The sequence below is a fragment of the Cellulomonas sp. P2_F12 genome, assembly GCF_056403775.1.
In genome coordinates this window covers 149,858-174,380 of sequence record NZ_JBFUEV010000004.1, presented here as the reverse complement: position 1 = coordinate 174,380, position 24,523 = coordinate 149,858, and the positions used below count along the sequence as shown (strand labels likewise).

26 protein-coding genes are annotated in these 24,523 nt (G+C 72.3%); 18 read left to right on the top strand and 8 right to left on the bottom strand.

Annotation, left to right across the window (positions count from 1 at the left end; translation table 11 throughout):
• The first annotated feature begins 24 nt into the window (after positions 1-24).
• Together AC1DWH_RS11380 and AC1DWH_RS11375 are read left to right on the top strand one after the other, a co-directional pair.
• Positions 25-585: a hypothetical protein gene (locus AC1DWH_RS11380; protein WP_477093766.1), complete on the top strand. Its 561-nt coding sequence runs from the start codon at positions 25-27 to the stop codon at positions 583-585.
• Positions 586-689: 104 nt separating this feature from the next.
• Entirely contained in the window at positions 690-1,061 is a 372-nt protein-coding gene (locus AC1DWH_RS11375) for a hypothetical protein (RefSeq protein ID WP_477093765.1), read from the top strand.
• Between the two features lie 7 nt (positions 1,062-1,068).
• On the opposite strand, the gene AC1DWH_RS11370 is transcribed toward AC1DWH_RS11375, so the two are convergent.
• On the bottom strand, positions 1,069-2,520 hold the full coding sequence (locus AC1DWH_RS11370; RefSeq protein ID WP_477093764.1) for a helix-turn-helix domain-containing protein: 1,452 nt from the start codon (positions 2,518-2,520) through the stop codon (positions 1,069-1,071).
• Between the two features lie 151 nt (positions 2,521-2,671).
• Here AC1DWH_RS11370 and aceA point away from each other — a divergent pair, with 151 nt between their 5' ends.
• The 3 genes from aceA (at position 2,672) to AC1DWH_RS11355 (ending at position 6,516) form a co-directional block, all read left to right on the top strand.
• Positions 2,672-3,970, top strand: a complete 1,299-nt coding sequence (gene aceA / locus AC1DWH_RS11365; protein WP_477093763.1) for an isocitrate lyase — start codon at positions 2,672-2,674, stop codon at positions 3,968-3,970.
• 26 nt (positions 3,971-3,996) lie between these two features.
• Complete coding sequence (gene aceB, locus AC1DWH_RS11360) at positions 3,997-5,640, top strand: malate synthase A (protein WP_477093762.1); 1,644 nt, start codon at positions 3,997-3,999, stop codon at positions 5,638-5,640.
• A gap of 90 nt (positions 5,641-5,730) precedes the next feature.
• Positions 5,731-6,516 (top strand): SDR family oxidoreductase, encoded by a 786-nt coding sequence (locus AC1DWH_RS11355; protein ID WP_477093761.1) that lies wholly within the window; start codon positions 5,731-5,733, stop codon positions 6,514-6,516.
• Here AC1DWH_RS11355 and AC1DWH_RS11350 read toward each other — a convergent pair.
• Positions 6,513-7,280 (bottom strand): VOC family protein, encoded by a 768-nt coding sequence (locus AC1DWH_RS11350; RefSeq protein WP_477093760.1) that lies wholly within the window; start codon positions 7,278-7,280, stop codon positions 6,513-6,515. The two genes, AC1DWH_RS11355 and AC1DWH_RS11350, sit on opposite strands and share 4 nt — an antisense overlap.
• A 331-nt stretch (positions 7,281-7,611) precedes the next feature.
• Between AC1DWH_RS11350 and map the strand changes: the two genes are divergently transcribed.
• Complete coding sequence (gene map, locus AC1DWH_RS11345; protein WP_456847400.1) at positions 7,612-8,376, top strand: type I methionyl aminopeptidase; 765 nt, start codon at positions 7,612-7,614, stop codon at positions 8,374-8,376.
• A gap of 274 nt (positions 8,377-8,650) precedes the next feature.
• Complete coding sequence (locus AC1DWH_RS11340; RefSeq protein WP_477093759.1) at positions 8,651-10,168, top strand: CoA-acylating methylmalonate-semialdehyde dehydrogenase; 1,518 nt, start codon at positions 8,651-8,653, stop codon at positions 10,166-10,168.
• A 133-nt stretch (positions 10,169-10,301) separates the two neighbouring features.
• Here the strand turns inward: AC1DWH_RS11340 and AC1DWH_RS11335 are convergent, their stop codons facing one another.
• The 4 genes from AC1DWH_RS11335 to AC1DWH_RS11320 all read right to left on the bottom strand — a co-directional run bounded on the left by AC1DWH_RS11335 (position 10,302) and on the right by AC1DWH_RS11320 (position 13,982).
• A complete protein-coding gene (locus tag AC1DWH_RS11335; protein ID WP_477093758.1) occupies positions 10,302-11,099 on the bottom strand; it encodes an ABC transporter permease in 798 nt (265 codons plus the stop codon).
• Positions 11,096-12,103, bottom strand: a complete 1,008-nt coding sequence (locus tag AC1DWH_RS11330) for an ABC transporter ATP-binding protein (protein WP_477093757.1) — start codon at positions 12,101-12,103, stop codon at positions 11,096-11,098. The genes AC1DWH_RS11335 and AC1DWH_RS11330 overlap by 4 nt, the downstream gene beginning before the upstream one ends.
• A gap of 170 nt (positions 12,104-12,273) precedes the next feature.
• Positions 12,274-12,936: a PadR family transcriptional regulator gene (locus AC1DWH_RS11325; protein WP_456844936.1), complete on the bottom strand. Its 663-nt coding sequence runs from the start codon at positions 12,934-12,936 to the stop codon at positions 12,274-12,276.
• Positions 12,937-13,055: 119 nt separating this feature from the next.
• Positions 13,056-13,982, bottom strand: coding sequence for an NADP-dependent oxidoreductase (locus tag AC1DWH_RS11320; RefSeq protein ID WP_477093756.1), 927 nt, complete (start codon positions 13,980-13,982; stop codon positions 13,056-13,058).
• A gap of 83 nt (positions 13,983-14,065) precedes the next feature.
• Between AC1DWH_RS11320 and AC1DWH_RS11315 the strand changes: the two genes are divergently transcribed.
• Both AC1DWH_RS11315 and AC1DWH_RS11310 read left to right on the top strand, forming a co-directional pair.
• Positions 14,066-14,506, top strand: a complete 441-nt coding sequence (locus AC1DWH_RS11315; protein ID WP_477093965.1) for a low molecular weight protein-tyrosine-phosphatase — start codon at positions 14,066-14,068, stop codon at positions 14,504-14,506.
• A 37-nt stretch (positions 14,507-14,543) separates the two neighbouring features.
• On the top strand, positions 14,544-15,029 hold the full coding sequence (locus AC1DWH_RS11310; RefSeq protein ID WP_477093755.1) for a glutathione peroxidase: 486 nt from the start codon (positions 14,544-14,546) through the stop codon (positions 15,027-15,029).
• A gap of 4 nt (positions 15,030-15,033) precedes the next feature.
• On the opposite strand, the gene AC1DWH_RS11305 is transcribed toward AC1DWH_RS11310, so the two are convergent.
• On the bottom strand, positions 15,034-15,843 hold the full coding sequence (locus AC1DWH_RS11305) for a hypothetical protein (RefSeq protein ID WP_477093754.1): 810 nt from the start codon (positions 15,841-15,843) through the stop codon (positions 15,034-15,036).
• Positions 15,844-15,927: 84 nt separating this feature from the next.
• A complete protein-coding gene (locus tag AC1DWH_RS11300) occupies positions 15,928-16,923 on the bottom strand; it encodes a magnesium and cobalt transport protein CorA (protein WP_456844932.1) in 996 nt (331 codons plus the stop codon).
• A gap of 101 nt (positions 16,924-17,024) precedes the next feature.
• Here AC1DWH_RS11300 and AC1DWH_RS11295 point away from each other — a divergent pair, with 101 nt between their 5' ends.
• The 9 genes from AC1DWH_RS11295 to AC1DWH_RS11255 all read left to right on the top strand — a co-directional run bounded on the left by AC1DWH_RS11295 (position 17,025) and on the right by AC1DWH_RS11255 (position 24,518).
• A complete protein-coding gene (locus AC1DWH_RS11295; protein ID WP_477093753.1) occupies positions 17,025-17,198 on the top strand; it encodes a YegP family protein in 174 nt (57 codons plus the stop codon).
• Between the two features lie 56 nt (positions 17,199-17,254).
• Positions 17,255-18,415, top strand: coding sequence for a pyridoxal phosphate-dependent aminotransferase (locus tag AC1DWH_RS11290; RefSeq protein ID WP_477093752.1), 1,161 nt, complete (start codon positions 17,255-17,257; stop codon positions 18,413-18,415).
• Positions 18,416-18,443: 28 nt separating this feature from the next.
• Positions 18,444-19,547: a molybdopterin-synthase adenylyltransferase MoeB gene (gene moeB, locus AC1DWH_RS11285; protein WP_477093751.1), complete on the top strand. Its 1,104-nt coding sequence runs from the start codon at positions 18,444-18,446 to the stop codon at positions 19,545-19,547.
• 28 nt (positions 19,548-19,575) lie between these two features.
• Positions 19,576-20,778 (top strand): molybdopterin molybdotransferase MoeA, encoded by a 1,203-nt coding sequence (locus AC1DWH_RS11280; protein WP_477093750.1) that lies wholly within the window; start codon positions 19,576-19,578, stop codon positions 20,776-20,778.
• Entirely contained in the window at positions 20,775-21,251 is a 477-nt protein-coding gene (gene moaC / locus AC1DWH_RS11275) for a cyclic pyranopterin monophosphate synthase MoaC (RefSeq protein ID WP_477093749.1), read from the top strand. The genes AC1DWH_RS11280 and moaC overlap by 4 nt, the downstream gene beginning before the upstream one ends.
• A complete protein-coding gene (mobA, locus tag AC1DWH_RS11270) occupies positions 21,248-21,874 on the top strand; it encodes a molybdenum cofactor guanylyltransferase (RefSeq protein ID WP_477093748.1) in 627 nt (208 codons plus the stop codon). Before moaC ends, mobA begins: the two co-directional genes overlap by 4 nt.
• A gap of 256 nt (positions 21,875-22,130) precedes the next feature.
• Positions 22,131-23,915 (top strand): S-layer homology domain-containing protein, encoded by a 1,785-nt coding sequence (locus tag AC1DWH_RS11265; RefSeq protein ID WP_477093747.1) that lies wholly within the window; start codon positions 22,131-22,133, stop codon positions 23,913-23,915.
• 109 nt (positions 23,916-24,024) lie between these two features.
• Entirely contained in the window at positions 24,025-24,285 is a 261-nt protein-coding gene (locus AC1DWH_RS11260) for a DUF6457 domain-containing protein (protein ID WP_477093746.1), read from the top strand.
• Positions 24,282-24,518 carry a MoaD/ThiS family protein gene (locus AC1DWH_RS11255; RefSeq protein ID WP_477093745.1) on the top strand — a complete coding sequence of 79 codons (237 nt, stop codon included), beginning with the start codon at positions 24,282-24,284 and terminating at the stop codon, positions 24,516-24,518. Before AC1DWH_RS11260 ends, AC1DWH_RS11255 begins: the two co-directional genes overlap by 4 nt.
• Positions 24,519-24,523 lie beyond the last annotated feature (5 nt).

The window sequence follows — 24,523 nt, the reverse complement described above, 5'->3', positions numbered from 1 at the left end:
AGTGGTCGCCTGCACGCTGGGCGCATGATCACTCTCTCGTGCTCCTGCGGATCTGCCGGCACCACCCGTCGGCACCCCATGCGCGGTCTGTCCGCCGACGAGCGGGCGGCGCTCATCCGTCAGGCGTTCTCGGTGAGCGGCGGCTTCCTCGCCCTCGAGGTCGACGCGTCGTGGCACCCGGGGTCCGACGAGCCGACGGAGTCCTGCGTGGTGCTCGCGGACCTGGACTCGCTCGACGCGTCGGCCGGGCTGGACGCGGACGGTGCCCGGGCGATCCGCGCGCTGCTCGAGATCGGGCACGTGGCCGGCCAGCCGATCCCGTCGCCGGTCGAGGTCGGGTCGGTGCGGTTCCGCGTCGCGCCGGCCGACGAGTTCGGGCCTGCGATGTCGTACGTGGTGACCGAGGGCACCGAGACCCTCCTCGAGGCGACCGTGCCGGTGCCGCACGAGAACCTCATGCCCGCACTTCTCGGCGTGCACCGCGAGCTCGGCGTCGAGGGGATCGTGCGGGTCGACGTGCTCGCCGCACGGTTTGGGCTGGCCTCGGCCCTGGCCCCCGACGCCCGACACCCCGCCGTCGCCTGACGAGACGCTCTCTGGGACTTCAGCCCTCCGCGAGCACCGTTCGGGTCCGCCATGCTGGAAAAGGCGCGAGGGCGTCGGACGGAAATCGCTCTCGGAGGTTCAGCATGGGCAAGGCGCACGACGCGCTCCTCGACGTCGGTCTGGTCAACTCCTGGCACCTCGTCGCCAAGGCCAAGGCCGCGGGCGTGGGTGCCGGCGTCTACCTCGCCCATCGCACCAAAGCGGCCGCTCGCGACTGGCGCGCGTCCGGCTGGACCGTCGCGGACGTCTCGCACGTGTCGAAGGCCCGACGGTTCCCCGTCGAGGACGCCGCGGACCAGGACGAGATGCTCCTCGACGCGATCATGTGGGCGAACGCCCGCTACGGCACGACCGTGTGGGCGACGATCCCGGGGCTCCCCGGCGACCTCTTCCCGGCCGAGGTCGCGCAGTGGGCGGCGGAGCGCGTCGTCGTCGGTTCGACCGCCGCGGCGTGAGCTCGCGTCACGCCTGCGGCGCGTGCCGGTCCAGGAACCGGTAGACCTCGGTCGTGTCCACCCCCGGGAACACCCCGACGGGCAGCGCGGCCAGCAGGGACGCGTGCGGGCGGGCGCTCGGCCAGGACTTGTCGGACCAGCGCTCGGCCAGGTCGGTCGGGGGCTGCCGGCAGCACATCGGGTCCGGGCACCTCGACGCGGCACGCTCCGTGGTCTCGCGGCCGCGGAACCATCGGACGTGCGCGAACGGCACCCCGACGGACACCGAGAACGCGCCCTGCGACGACGTCTGCACGCGAGACGTGCACCAGTACGTTCCCGACGACGTGTCGGTGTACTGGTAGTACGGCGAGAACCGGTCGGGCAGCGTGAAGACCACACGGGCCGTCCACTGCCGGCAGACGGGCTGCCCCTCGATGGCGCCCAGCGGGTCGGCCGGGAACTTCACGCCGTCGTTCTCGTAGGCCTTGTGCAGCGTGCCGCCCTCGTGGACCTTCATGAAGTGCACCGGGATGCCCAGGTGACGCGTCGCCAGGTTGGTGAAGCGGTGGGCGGCGGTCTCGTAGGGCACGGCGAAGGCGTCGCGAAGGTCCTCCACCGACAGCCGGCGCTCGGCCTTCGCCTCCTGCAGGAACGGGACGGCGCCGTCCTCGGGCAGCATCAGCGCGGCCGCGAGGTAGTTGGCCTCGACGCGCTGCCGCAGGAAGTCGCCGTAGTCCTTGGGCTCCGCGTGGCCCAGCACGTGGCTCGCGATGGCCTGCAGCAGCGGTGAGCGGGCGTCGCTGGTGCCGGGGTTGCCCTGGGGCAGGTAGATGCGGCCGTTCGCCAGGTCCGTGACCGACCGGGTCGAGTGCGGCAGGTCGGGCACGTAGTGCAGCGCGAAGCCCAGGTGCGCGGCGATGTCGGCCGTGGCCCGCTGCGACAGAGGCCCGCCGGGATGGTCGATCGCGGCGAGCAGGCGGCGGGCGTGGTCCTCGAGCTCGGGGAAGTAGTTGTCCTGCGCGCGCATCCGGATCCGCAGCTCTGCGTTCGCGCGGCGGGCCTCTTCCGGTGTGGCCGCGTTCTCGGTGAGCAGGCGCTGGATCTCGGCCTGCAGGCGGACCAGCGCCTCGAGGGCGTCGGCGGGCAGGGACCGGCCGACCTTCACCGGTGAGACCCCGAGCGATGCGAACAGCGGACCGCGCTGCGCCCGCTCGAGCTCGACCTCCAGGGCGGCCCGTCGGGTGGGCGGCTCGGTGCGCAGCAGCTCGGACAGCGGGACGTCGAGCGCCTCAGCCACCTGCGCAAGCAGCGAGAGCTTGGGCTCGCGGTGACCGTTCTCCAGCATCGAGACCTGCGAGGGCGCGCGGCCGATGGCCGTGCCGAGGTCGTCGAGCGTCATGTTCCGGCCCGTGCGCAGGTGCCGGATCCGTCGTCCCAGCACCAGCGTGTCGAGGCCGCCGTTGGCCGTCGTCGTCATGCCGTCCACCATCGCCCGGCGTCTGCGCTTCTGTCCAGGAGAAGGAACGCCGATCTTCTGCGGACATTGCCGGGGAAGAACTGCTGACTACCGAGGAAAGTCGAGGTCAGGCCGAAGGGCCGAGAAGAACGCCCCAATGACGGAGGACACCATGAGCACCACCAGGCACGGCGACCAGACGCAGACCGCGGCCGAGCTCGCGGCGAGCTGGGACCTCGACCCGCGCTGGGCCGGCATCCGCCGCACCCACACGGCCGAGGACGTCGTCGCCCTCCGCGGTTCCGTCCGCGAGGAGAGCACGCTCGCCCGCCGGGGGGCCGAGCGCCTCTGGGAGCTCCTGCACTCCCGCACCCTGCTGCCGGCGCTGGGTGCGCTGACCGGCAACCAGGCCGTGCAGCAGGTCCGCGCCGGCCTCGAGGCGATCTACCTGTCCGGCTGGCAGGTGGCCGCCGACGCCAACCTGTCGGGCCAGACCTACCCGGACCAGTCGCTGTACCCGGCCAACTCGGTGCCGTCCGTCGTGCGCCGGATCAACAACGCGCTGCTGCGTGCTGACCAGATCGAGTTCGCCGAGAACGGCCGTCGGACCCGGGAGTGGCTGGCGCCGATCGTCGCGGACGCCGAGGCGGGCTTCGGTGGGCCGCTCAACGCCTACGAGCTGATGCACTCGATGATCTCCGCGGGCGCGGCCGGCGTGCACTGGGAGGACCAGCTCGCGGCCGAGAAGAAGTGCGGCCACCTGGGCGGCAAGGTGCTGGTGCCGACGTCGCAGCACGTGCGGACCCTGTCCGCGGCGCGGCTCGCGGCCGACGTCGCCGGGGTGCCGACCGTCGTCGTCGCCCGCACCGACGCCCTCGGAGCCGACCTGCTGACCTCGGACGTCGACCCCCGCGACGAGCCGTTCCTCACCGGGGAGCGGACGGCCGAGGGCTACTACCGGGTCCGCCCGGGCCTCGATCCCGTCGTCGCACGCGCCGAGGCCTACGCGCCGCACTCCGACCTCATCTGGGTGGAGACGTCGACGCCGGACGCGGCGCTGGCCATCGAGTTCGCCGAGCGGATCCACGACCGCTTCCCCGGCAAGCTGCTGGCCTACAACTGCTCGCCGTCGTTCCACTGGCGCTCGCAGCTGGACGACCTGCAGATCGCGCGGTTCCAGCGGGAGCTGGCCGGCCACGGGTACGTCTTCCAGTTCATCACCCTGGCCGGGTTCCACGCCCTCAACCACTCGATGTTCTCGCTTGCCCGCGGCTACGCCGAGCGCGGCATGAGCGCGTACGTCGAGCTGCAGGAGGCCGAGATCGCCTCCGAGACCGACGGCTACACCGCCACGCGCCACCAGCGCGAGGTCGGCACCGGCTACTTCGACCGCGTCGCCACGGCGATCTCCCCGGAGAGCGCCACCCTCGCGCTCGCGGGCAGCACCGAGACGGCCCAGTTCACCCACTGACCTGCACGAAGACCAGGAGCACGACCATGACCATCACCATCCCCCCGCCGCTGATCCGCGCCCACCTCTCGCTCGCCGGGCCGGCCGTCGCCGGGTCCGACCAGATCCTCACCTCCGAGGCCATCGACTTCCTCACCGACCTGCACATCCGGTTCTCGGGCCGACGCCACGACCTGCTGCTCGGCCGCCAGCACCGCCGCACCAGGTTCTCCAACGGTGCCGACCCCGACTTCCTGCCGCTCACGGCGGGGATCCGGGCGGACCCGAGCTGGCGCGTCGCTGGTCCCGGGCCCGGCCTGGAGGACCGTCGCGTCGAGATCACCGGCCCCACCGACCGCAAGATGACGATCAACGCGCTGAACAGCGGCGCCAAGGTCTGGCTGGCGGACATGGAGGACGCCACCAGCCCCACGTGGACCAACGTCGTCGGCGGGCAGGCGTCGCTCTTCGACGCGATCCGAGGGCAGATCGACTTCACGTCGCCCGAGGGCAAGGAGTACACGGTCGGCCCGGTGACTCCCACGATCGTGTTCCGGCCCCGCGGCTGGCACCTGACCGAGAAGCACCTCGAGTTCACGGACCGTGCGGGTCAGACGTGCGCGGCGTCGGCGAGCCTCGTCGACGCCGGCCTGTACCTGTTCCACAACGCGCAGGCCCTGATCGACTCCGGCCGCGGACCGTACCTCTACCTGCCCAAGCTCGAGGGGCACCTGGAGGCGCGGCTGTGGGACGAGGTCTTCCGCTTCACCGAGGCCTATCTGGGCCTGCGCTACGGCACGATCCGCGCGACGGTCCTCATCGAGACCATCACGGCCGCGTTCGAGATGGAGGAGATCCTCTACGAGCTGCGCGACCACTGCGCGGGGCTCAACGCGGGGCGCTGGGACTACATCTTCAGCGTCATCAAGAACTTCCGCGCTCGCGGACCGCGGTTCGTCCTGCCCGACCGGGGCAGCGTGACGATGACGGTCCCGTTCATGAAGGCGTACACCGAGCTGCTCGTCGCCACCTGCCACAAGCGGGGCGCGCAGGCCATCGGCGGCATGAGCGCGTTCATCCCGGACCGTCGCGACCCGGAGGTCACCGAGCGGGCGTTGGCGCAGGTCAGGGCCGACAAGCAGCGCGAGGCCGGGCAGGGGTACGACGGCACCTGGGTCGCCCACCCCGACCTCGTGCCCGTCGCGCGCGAGGTGTTCGACGAGGCCCTGGGCCACCGCATCGACCAGCGCCACCTCCTGCGTGCCGACGTGCACGTGACCGCCGCGGACCTGCTCGACATCCCGTCGGCCGGCGGCGGCGAGCCCGGGGCCGTCACCGACGGCGGGCTGCGCGGCAACATCTCGGTGGGCGTCCGGTACCTCGAGGCGTGGCTGCGGGGCATCGGCGCCGTCGCCATCGACCACCTCATGGAGGACGCGGCGACCGCCGAGATCTCGCGCTCGCAGGTCTGGCAGTGGGTGCACCAGGAGGTCGTCACGGCCGAGGGCACGCGGATCGACGCCGCGCGGGTCGAGCAGGTGCTCGCACAGGTGCTGGCCGAGCTGCCGCGGTGGGACGGGGACCGCTTCGAGGACGCGGCCGACCTGTTCCGGCAGGTCGCCCTCGCCGAGGACTTCCCGACGTTCCTCACGGTGCCCGCGTACACGCAGTTCCTGGTCGCCCACGAGTGATCGACGCCCCGCCGCTCGTGTGAGCCGACGTCGCACGAGCGGCGGGGTGGGGGGTTCGTCGGCGGCCTGCCGTGGGTCAGGATGGCGGGCATGGCCGACGACGAACCCCCGATCCTGGTCACGGGCGGCACCGGGACCCTGGGCCGCGCCCTGGTCCACACGTTGCTCGATGCGGGCCGCCCGGTCCGGGTGCTGAGCCGCCGTCCGCGCACGCCGGCCGTGCCGGACGCGGTCGAGTGGGTGGTCGGCGACCTGCTCACAGGCCACGGGCTGCCCGAGTCCCTGGCCGGCGTCCGCACGGTGGTGCACTGCGCGAGCGACCCGCGCAAGCCGGACCACGACCTCGACGCCGCCGTCCAGCTGCTCGTCGCCTGCCGGGCCGCGCACGTCGAGCACCTGGTCTACATCTCGATCGTCGGCGTCGATGCCGTCGAGCTCGCGCTGTACGGCGTGAAGCGCCGCGTCGAGGAGTTCGTCGAGGACGGCGGGATCCCTTGGACGATCCTGCGGGCGACCCAGTTCCACGACTTCGTCGCGAACCTGCTGGACAGCCTCTCGCGCGGTCCGGTCGCCGTGCTGCCGACGGACCTGCAGGACCAACCGGTCGACGTCCGCGAGGTGGCGGCGCGGCTGCTGGAGCTGGTCGAGGCGGGACCCTCGGGCAGGGTCGCCGACCTGGGCGGGCCGCAGATCCTGGACGTCGCCGAGCTCATGCGCACGTTCCTCGACGCGACCGGCCGCCGGCGGCCCGTGTGGTCGGTCCCGGTGCCCGGCCGGCTGCGCGGGTTCCGCGACGGGGGGCACCTGACACCGGAGCACGCCGACGGCCGCGTCACCTTCGCGGAGTGGCTCGGCGCTAGTTCTCGACGTCTCTAGCTCTCGAACAGGCAGAACGGGTGGCCGGAAGGGTCGAGCATGACGCGGACCTCGTCCTGGGGCTGGAAGCCGGCGAGCGTCGCACCCTCGGCCAGCGCGTGCTCGACGCCCCGGGCCATGTCGTTCACCCAGATGTCGAGGTGCTCCATCATCTGCTGGTGGTCGGTCGTCGCCGGCCAGACCGGGCGCTCGTAGAGGGGGTCCGAGCTGAACGCGACGCCGGTCCCGCCCGCGGGCGGCCGGAGCAGGGCCCAGCCGGGCTCCTCGCCCATCACGCGCCAGCCGAGCAGCCGGCGGTAGAAGTCGGCCAGCGCGTTGGCGTCGCGCGCCTCGAGCACCGTCGTCGACAGCGAGAGCTCGAGGCCCGCGTGGCGGGTGACGGGCTCACGCACGGCGGGTCCGCCGAAGACCGTGAGGGGCGACGGGTGCCGCGGCTCGTACAGCCCGAGCGCGCCGCCGCTGGGCAGCGGGATCCGGGTGACGACACCCCAGTCCTCGGTGCGCGGGTGGTCGAGCGGTCGGACCCCCTGGGCGGCGAGCGCGGCGAGGGTGTTGTCGAGGTCGTCGCACATGAGGTGGAGCGTCGCGCCGTCGGCACTGTCGCCCGGATGCACGCCCAGCTCCGTCGGCGGCAGCGCGAAGATCAGCCACCCGTCACCCGAGGTCGCGTCCTCGACCGACGACCACCCGAGCACGTCGCGCAGGAACGCCCGGTCGGCTGCCGGGTCGGAGCTGGCCAGCAGCACGTGCAGTGCGGAGATCATCGGTCCAGCGTCGCCACGTGTTCCCGAGTTCGCCACCGGGAAAACCCCTTGGCGTCCGCCGATTCCGGACGTACGTTCGTCGGACACGGGAAGGAGGTGGTCCAGGACATGTTCGATTCCAGGACGCGTGAGGTGACTGTCCGCTAGTCGCCCGATCAGTACTCGGACGGATTGCACAGACGATCCGCCCGCAGGTCCATCGGGCCGGCGAGCGAATCCATGGCAGTCACCGCAGCCCGTGGGAGCCGCGACCTCGTCCTTCGCGGCAGGGCCTCCTCGGAGGTCCGGCCCACGGGCTGTTGCCTGCCCGCTTCGTGGCAGGGTGGAGCCCGTGGCCCTCAAGAACCCTGCTCAGATCAACCAGATGCGTCCTGCCGGCAAGTTCGTCGCCGGCGTGCTCTCCTCCTTGCGTGACGTCGCCCGCGAGGGGATGAGCCTCAAGCAGCTGGACACCCACGCGCACCGGATGATCGACGCGGCCGGCGCCCACTCGGTATACCTGGGCTACCACCCGTCCTTCGGCGCGATGCCGTACCCCGGGGTGCTGTGCACCTCCGTCAACGACGCCGCCCTGCACGGGCTGCCGTCCGACTACGTGCTCGCCGACGGCGACGTGCTGAGCATCGACTTCGCCGCGCAGCTGCAGGGCTGGGTGGCCGACTCCGCGCTGACGTTCCAGATCGGCACGCAGGACCCGGCCGTGACCGCGCTCATCGAGACCACGGAGCGCGCGCTCGACGCCGGGATCGCGAAGGCACGCGCCGGCGCGCGGATGGGCGACATCTCGTCGGCCATCGGCACCATCGGCCGCGCCGGCGGGTACGGGATCAACGCCGACTTCGGCGGCCACGGCGTCGGCCGGACCATGCACGAGGATCCGCACGTGCCCAACCTCGGCCGGCCCGGCACGGGCCTGAAGCTCAAGCCGGGCCTGGTCATCGCCATCGAGCCGTGGTTCATGGCCGGTGGCGACGAGTACACGATCGACCCCGACGGCTGGACCATCCGCACCGGCGACGGCTCGCTGGCCGCCCACGCCGAGCACACGATCGCGATCACCCCGGACGGCCCCCTGGTCCTCACGGCCCGCGACTGACCCGCCCCGGGACGTCCGCCCTCGACCGGCCGCCGACCCGCAGGAGTGCGGACGTTGCGCCCCTGACGCGCGATGCGCCGCCGGGGTGCTGGAACCATTCAGAACAACATGAACAGTGTGATGGCCCTCCATGGCGCGTCTCATGTTGTTCTCGACGAGGGTGCGACGGTCTGCCGCCGTCCGAACAGCCGCGACCGACCCCACGTTCTTGACGGCGGACTTAGATTGGCCCGGTCCGGCAACGCCGTCGGATCCGGCACGAAAGAGGCCCCTGATGTCCGCGCTCGTCGATACTGCTCCGCTCATCGGTCACGTCGTCGGGGGCCAGGTGACGACGCCCGACGGGTCCCGGACCCAGGACGTGTACGACCCCGCGACCGGGGAGGTGTCGGGCCGGGTGCTCCTCGCGGAGCAGGCCGACGTCGACGCGGCCGTCGCGGCGGCGGTGACGGCGGCGCAGACGTGGTCGCAGGAACCGGTGGCCAAGCGCGCCGCGGTGCTGTTCGCGCTGCGCGAGCAGATCATCCAGCACACCGACGAGCTCGCCGCGATCATCACGGCGGAGCACGGCAAGGTGCTGGCGGACTCGCACGGGGAGATCGCGCGCGGCCTCGAGGTCATCGAGTACGCCTGCGGCATCCCGCAGCTGCTCAAGGGCGAGTACACGGACCAGGCTGCCACCGGCGTCGACGTGTTCTCGTTCCGGGAGCCGCTGGGTGTCGTCGCCGGGATCACGCCGTTCAACTTCCCGGCGATGGTGCCGCTGTGGATGTCGCCGATGGCCATCGCCACGGGCAACGCGTTCGTGCTCAAGCCGTCCGAGCGCGATCCGTCGTCGTCGCTGTTCCTGGCCAAGCTGTGGAAGGCGGCCGGGCTTCCCGACGGCGTCTTCTCCGTGGTGCAGGGCGACCGGGTGGCCGTCGACGCGCTGCTCACGCACCCCGACATCGACGCGGTGTCGTTCGTCGGCTCGACGCCCATCGCGCAGCACGTGCACGCGACCGCGACCGCGCACGGCAAGCGGGTGCAGGCGCTCGGCGGCGCCAAGAACCACGCGGTCGTGCTGGCCGACGCGGACCTCGACCTCGCGGCGACCCACCTGACCGGCGCGGCGTTCGGCGCGGCCGGCGAGCGGTGCATGGCGATCTCGGTGGCGGTCGTGGTCGACGAGATCGCCGACGCGCTGATCGAGCGGCTCACCGCCGCTGCGGCGAAGGTCCGCGTGGCACCCGGCACCGACCCGGACAGCGACATGGGCCCCGTGATCACCAAGGCGTCGCAGCTGCGGATCGAGGAGATCGTCACCGACGCGGTCGACAACGGCGCGTCCGCGCGGTTCGACGGCCGCGGGCACACGGTCGCCGGTCACGAGAACGGGTTCTTCGTCGGCCCCACGGTGCTCGACGGTGTCACCACGGACATGCGGGCGTACGCCGAGGAGATCTTCGGGCCGGTGCTGGTCGTCATACGGGTGGCCGACCTGGCCGAGGCGATCGCCCTGGTCAACGCCAACCCGTACGGCAACGGCACCGCGCTGTTCACGTCCTCCGGCGACGCGGCCCGGACGTTCCAGCGGGCCGTCACGGTCGGCATGATCGGCATCAACGTGCCGATCCCCGTGCCCGTCGGCTGGCACTCCTTCGGCGGCTGGAAGAACTCGCTGTTCGGCGAGAGCCACATCTACGGCCCCGAGTCGGTCCGGTTCTACACGCGCGGCAAGGTGGTCACCAGCCGCTGGCCGAGCAGCCCGGCGACGGCCAAGTTCCACTTCGGCCGCACGACCAGCCACTGACGCCACTGACGCACAACGTCCGCACTCGATGGGGCCGGAGCCCGATGGAGTGCGGACGTCGGGCGTGGTGGATCGACGACGTCCGCACTCGAGTGGGTCCGAACCCCCTCGAGTGCGGACGTTGCAGGTGTGGTCAGAGCGAGCGCTGGTACGTGCGCATCGCGCGGACCGACCACCACGCCACCACGGCCGCCAGGGCCAGCAGCAGGGCGCCGCGGCTGGCCACCACGGACCAGTCCACCGACGATGACATCGCGGTCCGGGCGATCTCCGTGGCCCACGTCAGCGGGTTGTAGCGCGCGACCGTCTGCACCCAGTCGGGCAGCAGCGCGGCGGGCATGAGCGCGGTCGAGAGGAACGTCGCCGGCAGCACGATGATGGTCGAGATGCCGATGAGCGCGGTCTGGTCGCGGGCCAGCAGCGCGACGGCGGCGGACAGCGAGCAGAACGCGGCCGCGAGCAGCAGGGACGCCCCGATCGCGAGCGCCATCGCGCCGATCCCGCCGTCGTACCGGGCGCCGGCCAGGGCGCCGATCCCGATGACGCAGACCCCCTGGACCACGCAGACGAGCAGCTGCTGCACCAGCTGCCCGGCCACCAGCGACGACCGGGACACCGGCGAGGTGAGCATCCGGTCCATGACGCCGCTGGTGATGTCGTCGATGAAGCCGGTGCCCGCCCAGGCCCCCGAGTACAGGACGGTCATCATGAGGATGCCGGGGACCAGGAACGTCATGTAGTCGTCGGCCCCGAAGCCGGGCACGGTGGCGACCGACGAGAACACGTTGCCGAACAGGACCAGCCAGACGACGGGCTGGATGATCGCGACGCCGAGGCCCCACGGCTGGCGGATCGCGTCCACGGTCCAGCGGCGGGTGACCTCGGAGGTCTGGACGACCCACGGGGCGCGGTCGAGGGTGGTGGTGCTCATCGGACGACCTCCAGCTGGCGGGCCTCGGCCGACGTCCACGAGCGCCCCGCGTGGCGCAGGTAGACGTCGTCGAGGGTGGGACGGGAGACGGCCACGGCGCCGTGCTGCACGCCGGCCGCCTGCAGGGCGGCGATGACGGTGCCGACGACGGCCGGCCCGTCGGTGGTCCGCGCGACGAGCCGGCCCGTGGGCCCCTCGACGTGCACGACGACGTCGCGCAGCGCGGTGATGGACCCGACGGCGGACCGCACGGCCGGCTCCACGGGCTCGACCAGCTCGACCGTGAGGGTGTCCCCCTCGAGCGTGGCCTTCAGCGACTCGGGCGAGCCCTCGGCGACGACGCGCCCGCGGTCGACGATGGTGAGCCCGTCGGCGAGCCGGTCCGCCTCCTCCAGGTAGTGCGTGGTGAGCACGACGGTCAGCGCGTCCTCGCCGGCCAGACGCCGGATCTCCTCCCACATGGCCGCCCGCGCCTCAGGGTCGAGCCCGGTGGTGGGCTCGTCGAGGAACAGGACCTGCGGGGTGCCGACAAGGCCGAGCGCGACGTCGAGCTTGCGGCGCGTGCCGCCGGAGAGCTTGCCGGCACCGCGGTCGGCGGCCTCGGCGAGCCCGAACCGGTCGATCAGTGCGGCCGCCCGGTCCGTCGACGCGGACCGGGACAGCCCCCGCAGGCGCGCGGCCATCACGAGGTTCTCGCGCGGGCTCAGCAGCGGGTCGGCGCCGGTGCCCTGGGACACGTAGCCGATGCGGCGGCGGACGGCGTCGGCCTCGCGGACGACGTCGTGACCGGCCACGCGGGCGGTGCCGGAGGTCGCCCGCGCGAGGGTGGTGAGCACCTTCGTCGTGGTGGACTTGCCGGCGCCGTTGGGGCCGAGCAGCCCGTGGACGGTGCCGCCGGGGATGCTGAGCGTGAGGCCGTCGAGGGCCTGGACGTCGGGCCGGCCGCGGCCGCCCCGGTACGTCTTCACGAGGTCGAGTGCCTCGACCACGGGTGCTGCAGGCATGGTGGTGCCTTCTCTCGGTCGTGCCGTCCGTTCCTTCACGAAGGACGGCGGAAGGTCCGACCGAGCTGCCACCTATGCTGATTCGTGCGGCGGATCGCGCAGGTGCCCTCACGGGTCCCGGTCGGTTCGTGGTGGTCGGCCCGGGTGTTCCAGCACCTGGGCCGACCTTGTTACGGAGCGCTCAGATAGGGACCGAGCACCTCCGCCAGATCGTCGGGGTCGAGTCCGCCGTGCGCAGCGGCGCGCGCGTGCAGGTCGCGCCAGAGGTCGACGCCCTCGAACGAGCCGTCCGCGATGCTCGTCGCCAGCGTGGTGACGAAGGCCAGCTCGGCGCGGACCATCGCGGCCTCGTACTCGCTCTCCAGCGAGAAGATCGCCGGCAGGCCCATCGCCGCCGCGTCGGCCAGCGTCGCCTCGAGCCCGGCGACCTGCCGCTCGAGCGAGGCCAGGCGCAGGCGGAGGAGCCGGACCACGTCGTCGGGCCCCAGCAGAGGCAGGAACGACAGCGCCGCCTCGAACTGCGGGAACTCCTTGACCGGCGTGCGCACCAGGTCGGTCAGCCAGTCGATGGCCTCCGTCGCCCCGGCCTCCGTGATCCGGTAGATCGTGCGCGTGGGGCGGTTGCCGTCGCGCTCGGTCGACGCCGCCTCGATCAGCCCGTGCTTCACCAGCGAGTCGACCACCGAGTAGAGCGAGCCGAAGTTCAGCCGCACCGACTCGTCCTTGCGCCGCTCGCGCAGCGTCATCGACATCTCGTAGGGATGCATCGGGCGTTCCCACAGCAGCGCGAGCACGGCGAGGGCCAGCGGGTTGCTGCGGCTGCGCGCTGCCATGGCTCCTCCTGGGTCCGACGTCGAATGTTCGAATCAGAATATATCTCGACTATTACGCGTTTGCCAAGCACGACGGCCCGCGGCCTCCGAGAGGACGCGGGCCGTGGGGGGCGGGCAGGTCAGTGGACGCGGACGACGACCTTGCCGCGGACGTGACCGGTCTGGCTGGCCTCGTGCGCGGCGGCCGCGTCGGCGAGCTCGAACACCTCGGTCACGTCGACGGACACCGTGCCGGCCTCGATCAGAGCAGTGAGGGCCTCGAGGTCCTCGGTGCTCGGTCGGACCCAGACGTAGTGGCCGCCCAGCTCGTCGCGCGCGGCGGCGTCGACGATCGACGCCACGATGCCGCCGTCGGCCAGGAGCGCGCGAGTCGTCCCGACCAGGTCGTCGCCGCCGTAGTCGAGCACGACGTCGACGCCCTCGGGGGCCAGAGCCCGGACCCGGCCGACGAGCCCGTCGCCGTACTCCACGGGCGACGCCCCCAGGCCGCGCAGGTACTCGTGGTTGCGCGCGGACGCCGTGCCGATGACCCGGGCGCCGAGCGACTGCGCGATCTGCACGGCAAAGGCGCCGACCCCGCCGGCGGCGGCGTGCACGAGGACCGTCTGACCGGCGGTCACGCCCGCGCGGCGGATGGTCTGGTAGGCGGTCAGGCCGGCGAGCGGCACGGCGGCGGCCTCCTCGAAGGTGAGGTTCGCGGGCTTGCGCGCGAGGGTCCGGACCGGGGCGGCCACGAACTCGGCGAACGTGCCGCCGTGCAGCCAGTCGCGGCGGACGTAGCCGTAGACCTCGTCGCCGACGGCCAGCTCCGGGGTGTCCAGGCCGACCCGCTCGACCACGCCGGCGACGTCCCAGCCCGGGACCGCGGGGAAGCCGATGTCCATGATCGGGTCGAGGTACCCCGCGCGGACCTTCCAGTCGACCGGGTTCACGGATGCGGCCCGGACGCGCACGAGGACGCTGTCGGGACCGACCTTGGGGGTCGGCAGCTCGGTGAGCTCGAGGACGTCGGGGCCGCCGTAGCGGGAGTAGGTGATGGCTCGCATGCTTCGCACAACCCGCGCCCGACGAGTGGTGTTTCGTGACGTCCGTCGCAGATCATGAGCGGGTGCCGCACCCCTACACCGTCATGGTCGTCTGCACCGGCAACATCTGCCGCTCCCCGATGGCCGAGATCGTGCTCCGCCGGCGGCTCGCCGCCGCGGGCCTGGCCGACCGCGTGGTGGTCGACTCGTCCGGGACCAGCGACGAGGAGCACGGCAACCCGGTCGACCGCCGCGCCCGGTCCGTCCTGGAGGCCCACGGCTACCCGACCGGTGAGGGACACCGGGCGCGGCAGGTGCAGGCCGGTGACCAGCGGGACCTCGTCCTGGCGATGACGAACGCGCACGCGCGCGCACTGCGACGGCTCGGGATCGAGCCCCTGCTCTTCCGATCCTTCGACCCGGACGCCGTCGGTGACCTCGACGTCGCCGACCCCTGGTACGGCGGCCGGCAGGACTTCGAGGACTGCCTGGCGCAGATCGAGGCGGCAGCCGACGGCATCGTCGAGCACGTCCGCCACACCTGAGGGAATGCGCAGGTCACACATGATGGTTGACCGAGGCATGTCCCTCAACGAGATCCCGCTCACCACGCTGCACGGCGACCCCACCACGTTCGGCGCGTACGCGGACAAGGTGAAGCTCGTGGTCAACGTCGCCTCGCGGTGCGGCCTGGCGCCGCAGTACGAGAAGCTCGAAGAGCTCCAGAAGACCTACGGCGACCGCGGGTTCACCGTGCTCGGCTTCCCCAGCAACCAGTTCCTGCAGGAGCTCGGCTCCGAGGAGGCCATCGCCGAGTACTGCTCGACCACCTGGGGCGTCACGTTCCCGATGTTCGAGAAGACGAAGGTCAACGGCCGCTCCCAGCACCCGCTCTACACCGAGCTGACCAAGGCGCCGGACGCCGACGGCAAGGCCGGCCGGATCACATGGAACTTCGAGAAGTTCGTCGTCACCCCGGACGGCTCGGTGCACCGGTTCCGCCCGAAGACCGAGCCGGACGCCCCCGAGATCGTCGAGCTGATCGAGGCGTCACTGCCGACGCCGTGACCACCTAGCCGCACTCGCTCGCCGTGGCGAGGTCGACGCCGATGAGCGGCCAGACCTCACGTCGCACGTACCCCTGGTAGGTCATGCCGTCGTAGAAGATCCCGCCCTCCTGGTAGTGCGGCACCGGGCTCTGGTCGTTGACCATCCACTCGGGCGGCATCCAGCACCAGGTGTCCCCTGGGAACGTGTCGCGCACCCGCGGCGTCGGGAACCCGAGAGCACCCCACTGCTGGTAGGTGAGCGGGAGCGTCCGACCCGGGTGCTCGACGTCACCGACCGAGGTGATGCTGGCGTCCCACGAGAGCTTGAGGTACCCGCCCGGATCCTGGACGGGGGTGGGGAACCCGGCGGCCTGCCACTCGGCGAAGGTCACGTGGTGTCGCGCGTCGGTGTCGCCGAACATCGCGATGATGTCCGACGACGACGCGTACTGGACGTAGAAGGTCCCCGGCAGCGAGCTGGCGGTCCCGGGGGCCGGGTACCCCGCGTGCGCCCACTCGGCACCGGTGACGTGGTGCCAGAGGGACTTCGTGGCGCTGAAGTGCGACACCGCCAAGATGTCGGGCGCCCACGTGTAGTGCAGGAACTCCGTCGTCACCGGGACGGGACGCCCTGCCCCCCAGGCGAGCCAGTTGTCGAACGACACCGGACTGACGCCGACCTCCGCGCTGTACGTGTACAGCTCGGACGTGTACGGGAGCGAGTAGAACGTGGGTGGCGTCCGCGGCGGCGCGGTGTACGCGGAGGCGGGCGCGGTGCCGAGCCCGATCGCGAGCACTGTCGTGACGGCAAGGGTGGCGAGTCGGCGCAGCATCGGTCCTCCGGTCGCTGGGATGGCGAGACGGTATCGAGCACCACCACGGTCCCGCAGGCGAACGAGTCAGAACCACCCGATCGGTCAGAGCCAGAGGTTGCGACGGAACGCGCGGTACAGCCCCACGCAGACGACGCCGATGCCGGCGAGCACCACCCAGAACCCGAACCGCGTGTGCAGGGCGGGGATGTTGTCGAAGTTCATGCCGTAGAGCCCGGTGATCGCGGTGGGTACCAGTGCGATCGCGGCCCACGCGGAGATCTTGCGCATGTCGGAGTTCTGCTGGACCGTCACCCGGTTCTGCTCGACGGTCACCTGCGCCAGGTCCGCCTGCATCACGCCCGTGAGCAGCGCGTCCGCGGCCTCGATGAGCTCCGCGGCCCGTAGCACGTGGTCCTGGACGTCGCGGAAGTACGGCCGGGAGTAGGCGGGGATGCAGGGCACCTCCTCCTCCGCCAGGCGGGTCAGCGGCTGGACCAGCGGCACGACGGCCCGGCGGAACTGCTGCAGCTCGCGCTTGAGCTTGTAGATCCGCTCGGCGTGGTCGCTGCCCGGGTCGTCGCCGAACACCTGGTCCTCGATCTGGTCGAGGTCCTCGTCGATCGCCGCGGTGACGTCGAGGTACTGGTCGACGGCCTTGTCGAGGATCCCGTGCAGCACCGCCGGAGGTCCGTGCTGGAGCATCTCGGGGTCGGCCTCGAGCGCGGCCCGGACCTGCGCGGGGATCGTCGTGTCGCCGTGCCGCACGACGATGACGAAGCGGTCGCCCAGGAAGATCGCCAGCTCGCTGACCTCGACCACCTCGACGTGGTCGACGTAGTGCACCGGCTTCACGACGGCGAACGTGACGCTGCCGTACCGCTCGAGCTTGGGTCGCTGGTGGGACGCGATGGCGTCCTCGATGGCGAGCTCGGGCAGGTCGAACCCCTCGGCGAGCAGGTCGAACTCGTCCGCCGTGGGCGCGACGAGGCCGATCCAGACGAAGCCGTCCTCCTTCTCGGCCTCCCGCAGCGCGAGCCGCAGGTCGTCGATCCGGTGGCGACGACGGCCGGCGGAGTAGAGGGCGCAGTCCACGATCACGAGTCGAAGGCTAGACCGGGCAGCCTCCTGCGCCCCGCGACAGACTGGCAGCACCGTCGACGCACGCCGACGGCACCGTGGAAGGACCCTCGGAGGCTGGCGTGAAGTTCGAGATCTACAAGGACAAGGCGGGCGAGTTCCGGTTCCGGATCGTCGCCACCAACGGCAACGTCCTCGCGAGCAGCGAGGGCTACACGGCGAAGGCGTCCGCCCAGGGCGCCGTCGACCGCATCAAGTCGGACGCGGCAGGAGCCGCGGTCGTCGACAACAGCTGACCCGCCGTGCGTACGGACCCGGCACCGCCGCCGGGTCCGTACGCCACGATGGCTCCATGAAGGTCGCCGCGCGAGCCCACGTCCCCCCGTTCGCCGTGATGGAGATCCTCGCCGCCGCGAACGCCCGGAAGGCCGCGGGCGAGGATGTGCTCAACCTCTGCGCGGGCGAGCCGTCGACCGGCGCCTCGGAGGTGGTCCGGCGCCGCGCGATCGACCTGCTCACCGCCGGCGACCTCGGGTACACCGAGTCGTTGGGGGCGCCGGGCATGCGGGCGGCGATCGCCCAGCACTACCGCGACTGGTACGACGTCGCGGTCGACCCGGGACGGGTGGCGGTGACCACCGGCTCGTCCGGCGGCTTCCTCCTCGCGTTCCTCGCGGCGTTCGACGTGGGCGACCGGGTGGCGCTCGCGGTCCCCGGGTACCCGGCCTACGCGAACATCCTGGCGGCCCTCGGGTGCGAGGTCGTCGTCATCCCGTGCGGCCCGGAGACGCGGTACCAGCCGACGGTCGCGCAGCTCGAGGCGCTCGACGGCCCGATCGAGGGCCTGGTGATCGCCAGCCCCGCCAACCCGACCGGCACGATGATCGCCCCCGACGAGCTCGCCGCGCTCGCGGACTGGTGCGCGGACCACGACGTCCGGCTGATCAGCGACGAGATCTACCACGGCATCACCTACGGCTCCGCGGCGACGACCACGGCCGCGCACTACCTGTCCCACGGCGCGGTCGTCGTGAACTCGTTCTCCAAGTACTGGGCCATGACGGGCTGGCGGCTCGGCTGGCTGATCCTCCCGGACGACCTGGTGACCGCCGTCGACGCGCTCGCGGGCAACGTCGCCCTCTGCCCGCCGGCGCTCGCCCAGCACGCCGGCGTCGCCGCGTTCAGCGCCGACGGGTATGCCGCCGCCCGGGAGAACGTCGAGCGCTACGCGGCGGCCCGGACGCACCTGCTCGAGCGCCTGCCCGAGCTCGGCTGGTCGCGCGTCGCCCCCGCCGACGGCGCCTTCTACCTGTACGCCGACATCTCCGCGAGCGGCCTCGACGCGATCACCTGGTGCGCGCGGCTCCTCGACGAGGCCGGCGTGGCGCTCACGCCCGGCACCGACTTCGACCCGGTCGACGGGCACCGGTGGGTCCGGCTCTCGTTCGCGTCGTCGGTCGACGTGGTGCGCGAGGCCGTGGACCGGATCGTCAGGTGGCAGGGCGCTCTGTAGCGGTCCCGTGGCGACGTAGGTTGGACCCGTGCCTCTGCCCCCGCTGGTCCCGCCGGGACCGCCTCTGACCCCCGCGCAGGTCCAGCGCGGGTCGCGGCACCTGCTGCTCGCCGAGCTCGGCGTCGACGGCCAGCGTCGCCTGCGGAACGCACGCGTCCTCGTCGTCGGAGCAGGTGGGCTCGGGGCCCCGGTGCTGCAGTACCTCGCCGCGGCGGGCGTCGGCACCATCGGCATCGTCGACGACGACGTGGTCGACGTGAGCAACCTCCAGCGCCAGGTCATCCACGGGACCGCCGACGTCGGCCGGCCGAAGGTCGACAGCGCGCGCGAGGCCATCGGGGCGCTGGACCCCGACGTCCGCGTGATCGCCCATCGCACCCGGCTGACCATCGAGAACGCCGACCAGATCCTGCGGGACTACGACGTCGTCGTCGACGGCACCGACAACTTCCCCACCCGCTACCTGGTCAACGACGCGTGCGCGCGCCTGGGTCTGCCGGAGGTGTGGGGCTCGGTGCTGCGGTTCGACGCGCAGACGACCGTGTTCTGGGCTCAGCAGGGCCCGCAGCTCCGCGACCTGTTCCCGGAGCCCCCGCGTCCCGACGAGGTCCCGTCCTGCGCCGAGGCCGGCGTGCTCGGCGCGCTGTGCGGTCAGATCGGCTCCGTCATGGCCACCGAGGTGGTCAAGCTCATCACCGGCACCGGCGAGACGCTGCTCGGCCGCGTGCTCGTCGTCGACGCCCTCCGTGGCCGGTGGACCGAGGTCCCCCTGCTCGCCGGCCGGAGGACCACCACCCAGGAGGCATCCGCCATGTCCGACGTCCCCGTCATCACCGCGCCCGAGCTGGTGCAGCGACTGGCCGCCCGCGAGGCCGGCACCGACGACTTCCTGCTCATCGACGTGCGCGAGCCGTCCGAGTGGGCCGAGGCGTCGATCCCCGGCGCGGTGCTCATGCCCCTGGGCACCGTGTTCGACGGCTCCGCGCTGGCCGACCTGCCGCACGACGTGGAGATCGTCGTGCAGTGCCAGGTGGGCGGCCGCTCGCTGACCGCGGCGCGGATCCTGCAGAACGCCGGCTTCGAGGCGACCAACCTGGAGGGCGGGATCCTCGCCTGGATGGCCGTCCGCTGACTCACCGGTCTCTGGGAGGATCAGCCGCGTGCGCACCCTGACGGACCACCGCCTGGCGACGCTCGCGCTCGGCGCACCGCTCCCGGCGATCGAGGTCCCGCTCGACGACGCCGACGGCATGGTGCTCGCCGAGGACCTGCGCACCGACGGGCCGCTGCCGCGCTGGGACAACTCGGCGATGGACGGCTACGCGGTCCGGCACGTCGACGTCGGGGAGCTGCCGGTCACGCTGCGCGTCGTCGCGGACCTGCCGGCCGGGACCGCCGACGAGCCCGTCGTCTCCGCCGGCACGGCCGCCCGCATCATGACCGGGGCGCCCGTCCCTCCCGGCGCCGACACCATCGTCCCCGTCGAGCTCACCGACGCCGGGACCGTGACCGTGCTGGTCCGGGACGCGCCGGCCGCCGGGGTGCACGTCCGCCGGGCGGGCGAGGACGCCGTGCCGGGGGACGTCGTCGTGACGGCCGGCACCCGGCTCGGGCCCGCCGCGATCGCTGCCGTCGCCTCGCTCGGCCACCCCACGGTGCGCGTGCACCGGCGACCCCGCGTCGCGGTGATCTCGACCGGCGACGAGCTCGTCGCGCCCGGCAACCCCCTGCACCGCGGTCAGCTGCCCGACTCGAACTCCTGGCTCCTCGCCGCCGCGGTCCGGGAGGCCGGCGGCGTCGCGCTGCGCCTGGGCCCGGTGCCGGACGACGTCCCGACCCTGCGCACGCTGCTGCACAGCCTCGACACGGACGACGAGGTCGACATGATCGTCACGTCGGGCGGCGTCAGCGTCGGCGCGTACGACGTGGTCAAGGCGGCGCTGGCCGACGAGCCGGACGTCGAGTTCGTCGCTGTCGCCGTGCAGCCCGGCAAGCCCCAGGGCCTCGGCCGACTGCCCGGCGGCACCCCGATCGTCACGCTGCCGGGCAACCCGGTGAGCTCGTTCGCCTCGTTCGAGATGTTCGTGCGGCCCGCCCTGCAGCGGATGCGCGGGCTGGTCGACGTCGAGCGCGCCACGGTCTCGGTGGTGGCCGACGAGGGTTGGACCACCCCGCCCGGCCGCGCGCAGCTGATGCCCGTGCGCTGGGTCGCCGCCGACCGGGTGGTCCGCGCGACCGCGGCCGGCTCCGGGTCGCACCTCGTCGCGCGCCTGGTGCAGGCCGAGGGCCTCGCCGTGATCCCCGCCGAGGTCGACCGGGTCGCCCCCGGCGACCGCGTGACCGTCCTGAAGGTGAGCCCATGACCGAGCAGTTCACGCACCTCGACGCCGCCGGGCACGCCCGCATGGTCGACGTCACCGCGAAGCAGCCGACGGTCCGCTCGGCCACGGCGACCGGCCGGGTGACCTGTGGACCCGGGGTCGTCGCGGCGCTGCGCGACGGCACCGTGCCCAAGGGCGACGTCCTCGCGGTCGCGCGCATCGCGGGCATCGCCGCCGCCAAGCGCACCCCCGAGCTGCTGCCCCTCGCGCACGTGATCGGCGTGCACGGGGTCGTCGTGGACCTCGAGCTCACCGACGACGGGGTCTCGATCACCGCGACCGTCCGCACGGCGGACCGCACCGGCGTGGAGATGGAGGCGCTCACGGCGGTCGCCGTCGCCGCGCTCGCGGTGGTCGACATGGTCAAGGGCCTCGACAAGTCCGTGCGCATCACCGACGTGCAGCTCGAGGCGAAGTCCGGCGGCCGGTCGGGCGACTGGCGACGCGGGGCATGACCGCGGAGGGCAGCGGCGGCCCCCCCGCGGGCTCGTTCGATGCCGTCGTCCTCGCGGGAGGGCGCGGTCGGCGCCTGGGCGGCGCCAGCAAGCCGGAGGTCGTCGTGGGTGGTCGGGCCCTGCTGGACCACGCGCTCCTGGCCGTCGGGGCGGCGGACCGGATCGTCGTCGTCGGACCCGCGGAGCTCGCCCGTCCCGGCATCCCCACCGCGCTGGAGGACCCGCCCGACGGCGGCCCGGTGGCGGGTCTGGCCGCGGGGCTCGCGTTCCTCGCCGCCGAGGGCCCCGCGGACCTCGTCGCCGTGCTGCCCTGCGACGTGCCGCGCGCCGGGTCGGCCCTGCCGGGACTGCTCGCCGCTGCGGGGGGCGACGGCGTCGACGGCGCCCGACTGGTCAGTGCCGACGGCCGCCCGCAGCACCTGGTGGCCGTCTACCGGCGGAGCGCCTTGCAGGCAGCAGTCGACGCGCTCCCCACTGTGCGCGGCGCCGCGGTGCACCGGCTCGTGGCGAACATGCGCCTGGTCGACGTGCCGGACCGTGAGGGCGCGGCGGCCGATGTCGATACCTGGGCCGAGGTAGCGCGGCTCGACGTCGAGCTGGGGTCAGCGAGACCAACCGATTGATCCGGGGAACCGTTCATCCGGACGGCGCAATCAGGCGTCGCCGTCGACCGGACGCTCGAATGTGACGAACATCACCCATCGGTAGGTCCGACCATAGGTGTTATGTCAGGATTCCCGGGGGATGAAGTTGGACCTTCGTCCATATTGCCCCCCCTGTCTGCCCGTACCGTCTCATCCGTCGTGCCATCCGTCCGCCTGGACGGCCACCCAAGACGGGCGCGACGGACACGGCAGGAATCACACCATGAACAGCTTCATGACTCAGACGAGGGCGCGCGTCACAGCCTCCGTCGCGGGCCTCGCGATCGCAGGCGTCACCGTCGTCGCCGGCGCTACGGGCGCAGTCGCGGGCGCGCCGACGAACCAGGAGTGCGCCGGCTACACGTCGACGCCGATCTCCTCGCTCGGCGCGTTCAACTGGGCAGACACGAAGTCGGGCGGCCACGCCGCTCTGGTCGAGGACGGTCTCCACATCTGGACGACCGAGCCCCAGGGCAGCCTCAGCAAGGTCGCCGGCTACATCCCGGTGGACTTCCCGCTCGCGGCCACCGGCGACGCCAGCATGGCCTACGCGCCGACTTCCGGTGAGGCCCCGGGCATGAACCTGACGCTCTCCATCGACGGTGCGGCGTGGAGCGGCAACCTCGTCTACGAGCCCTTGTTCGACAAGTGGTGGAGCACCCGCCCGATTCCCGGTGTTGACACGCACGGTCCGAACTGGTCCGCCACCAACCCCAACTATCAGGCGAGCTACGGCACCCTCGACGAGATCCTTCAGGGTTCGGCCGGCCACGACATCCGGGTTATCGCCGTCGGGTTCTCGCTGGGTGGCAACGCGATCGGTGACGGCGTCATCAACTCGATCACCGCGAACTGCGTCACCTACTCGTTCGACGGTCTGTCGAACGAGGTCGGCGGCGAGACCAGCGACATCACCGTGACGAACATCGAGAAGCAGGGCTTCAACCTCGACTGGGACACGCGGGCCACCGGCCACTACGAGTTCCAGGTCGAGGGCGGCCTGAAGACGTGGACCGAGGCAGCGACGTCGAGCGACAAGGTCGCCGGGCTGGTTGCCACGGACTTCCCTCTCTCGGGCCTGGGTGAGGTCGGCCTCGACTACACCGCAGAGTTCGGCGGGACGCCGGGCGTCCAGGTGGTCGTCGACGTCGACCACGACGGTACCGACGACGGCATCCTCGTCGGCGAGAGCATCTACGGCGGCAACTGGTGGGCGAACAGGACGCTCTCCGCCTTCCTGCGCACCTCGACGCTCGCCAACGTCGCTCCCACCGAGCCCGCCCCGGGCGGCACGGACCCGTACAACGGCACGATCGACCAGTGGCTCGCCCTGTTCGGCGACGCGACCGTCACGGGCGTCGGCTACTCGCTCGGCTCCGGCGTCTACGCCTCCGGTGTGCTGAACTCCGTCACGGCGAACAACACCCGCTACGTCTTCGGTGCGTGGGAGACCGGCTTTGCCGACGTCACGCTCGACAACAACACCTTCGCCCGCGACATCGCGTGGCTCCGCGAGCAGCGGATCACCAACGGCTACGTCGACGGCGGCGTCCGGAACTTCCACCCCCTCGAGAATGTCTCCCGTGAGGCGATGGCGGCGTTCCTCTACCGCGCGGCCGGCTCGCCGGAGTTCGACGTGCCCGAGGTCTCCCCGTTCCTCGACGTCCCGACCACGCACACCTTCTACAAGGAGATCGCGTGGCTGGCCGACCAGGGGATCGCGCGCGGCTACCAGGTCGACGGCGGCTGGGAGTTCCACCCGCTCGAGGACGTCTCTCGCCAGGCGATGGCGGCGTTCCTGTACCGTGCCGCCGGCTCGCCGGAGTACACGGTCGCCGAGGACCCGTTCCTCGACGTGACGTCGGCCAACAGCTTCTCCAAGGAGATCGCGTGGCTCGCTGACCAGGAGATCGCCCAGGGTTACGAGGCCGATGGCGGCTGGGACTTTCACCCGCTCGAGTCGGTCACCCGTCAGGCCATGGCGGCCTTCCTGCACCGCGACGCCATCAACGTCGGCTGACCTCAGGGACTCTCGCACGGCGCCGCACGACCGGGTACTCCGGTCGTGCGGCGCCGTCTCTGCACCCGAACGGTGGCAGGATCGCAGGACCGACGGACGGAGCCTGGCCATGACCGACGACCCGCGACGCGCGCCGGGGGCGGACCTGCCCTCGTGGATCGCGAGCCTCACCGACGAGCTCGGGGTCGACCCGTCGCTCGTCGACGTGGACCGACTCCTGGGGGTCGCGGCCGACGTCGCCCACCAGGTCGCCCGCCCCGCCGTGCCGATCACGATGTTCATCGCCGGCCTCGCTGCCGCCGGGGCCGACCCGACCGCGATCCTCGCCGTGATCGAGGCGAAGACCCAGGGCTGGACCTCCGCGTCGTGATCACGGTCCGCTACTTCGCCGCCGCGGCCGAGGCGGCCGGCGTCGACATCGAGCAGCTGCCGGCCGGCTCGGCCGCGCAGGTGCGGGCGGCGATGGTCGCCGCGCACGGCACGGCACTCGCCAAGGTCCTCGGACGGTGCGCGCTGCTGGCGGACGGCGCCCGCGTCGAGGCCGACGACCCGATTCCTGTCGGCGCGACGCTCGACGTCCTCCCGCCCTTCGCGGGCGGCTGAGCCCC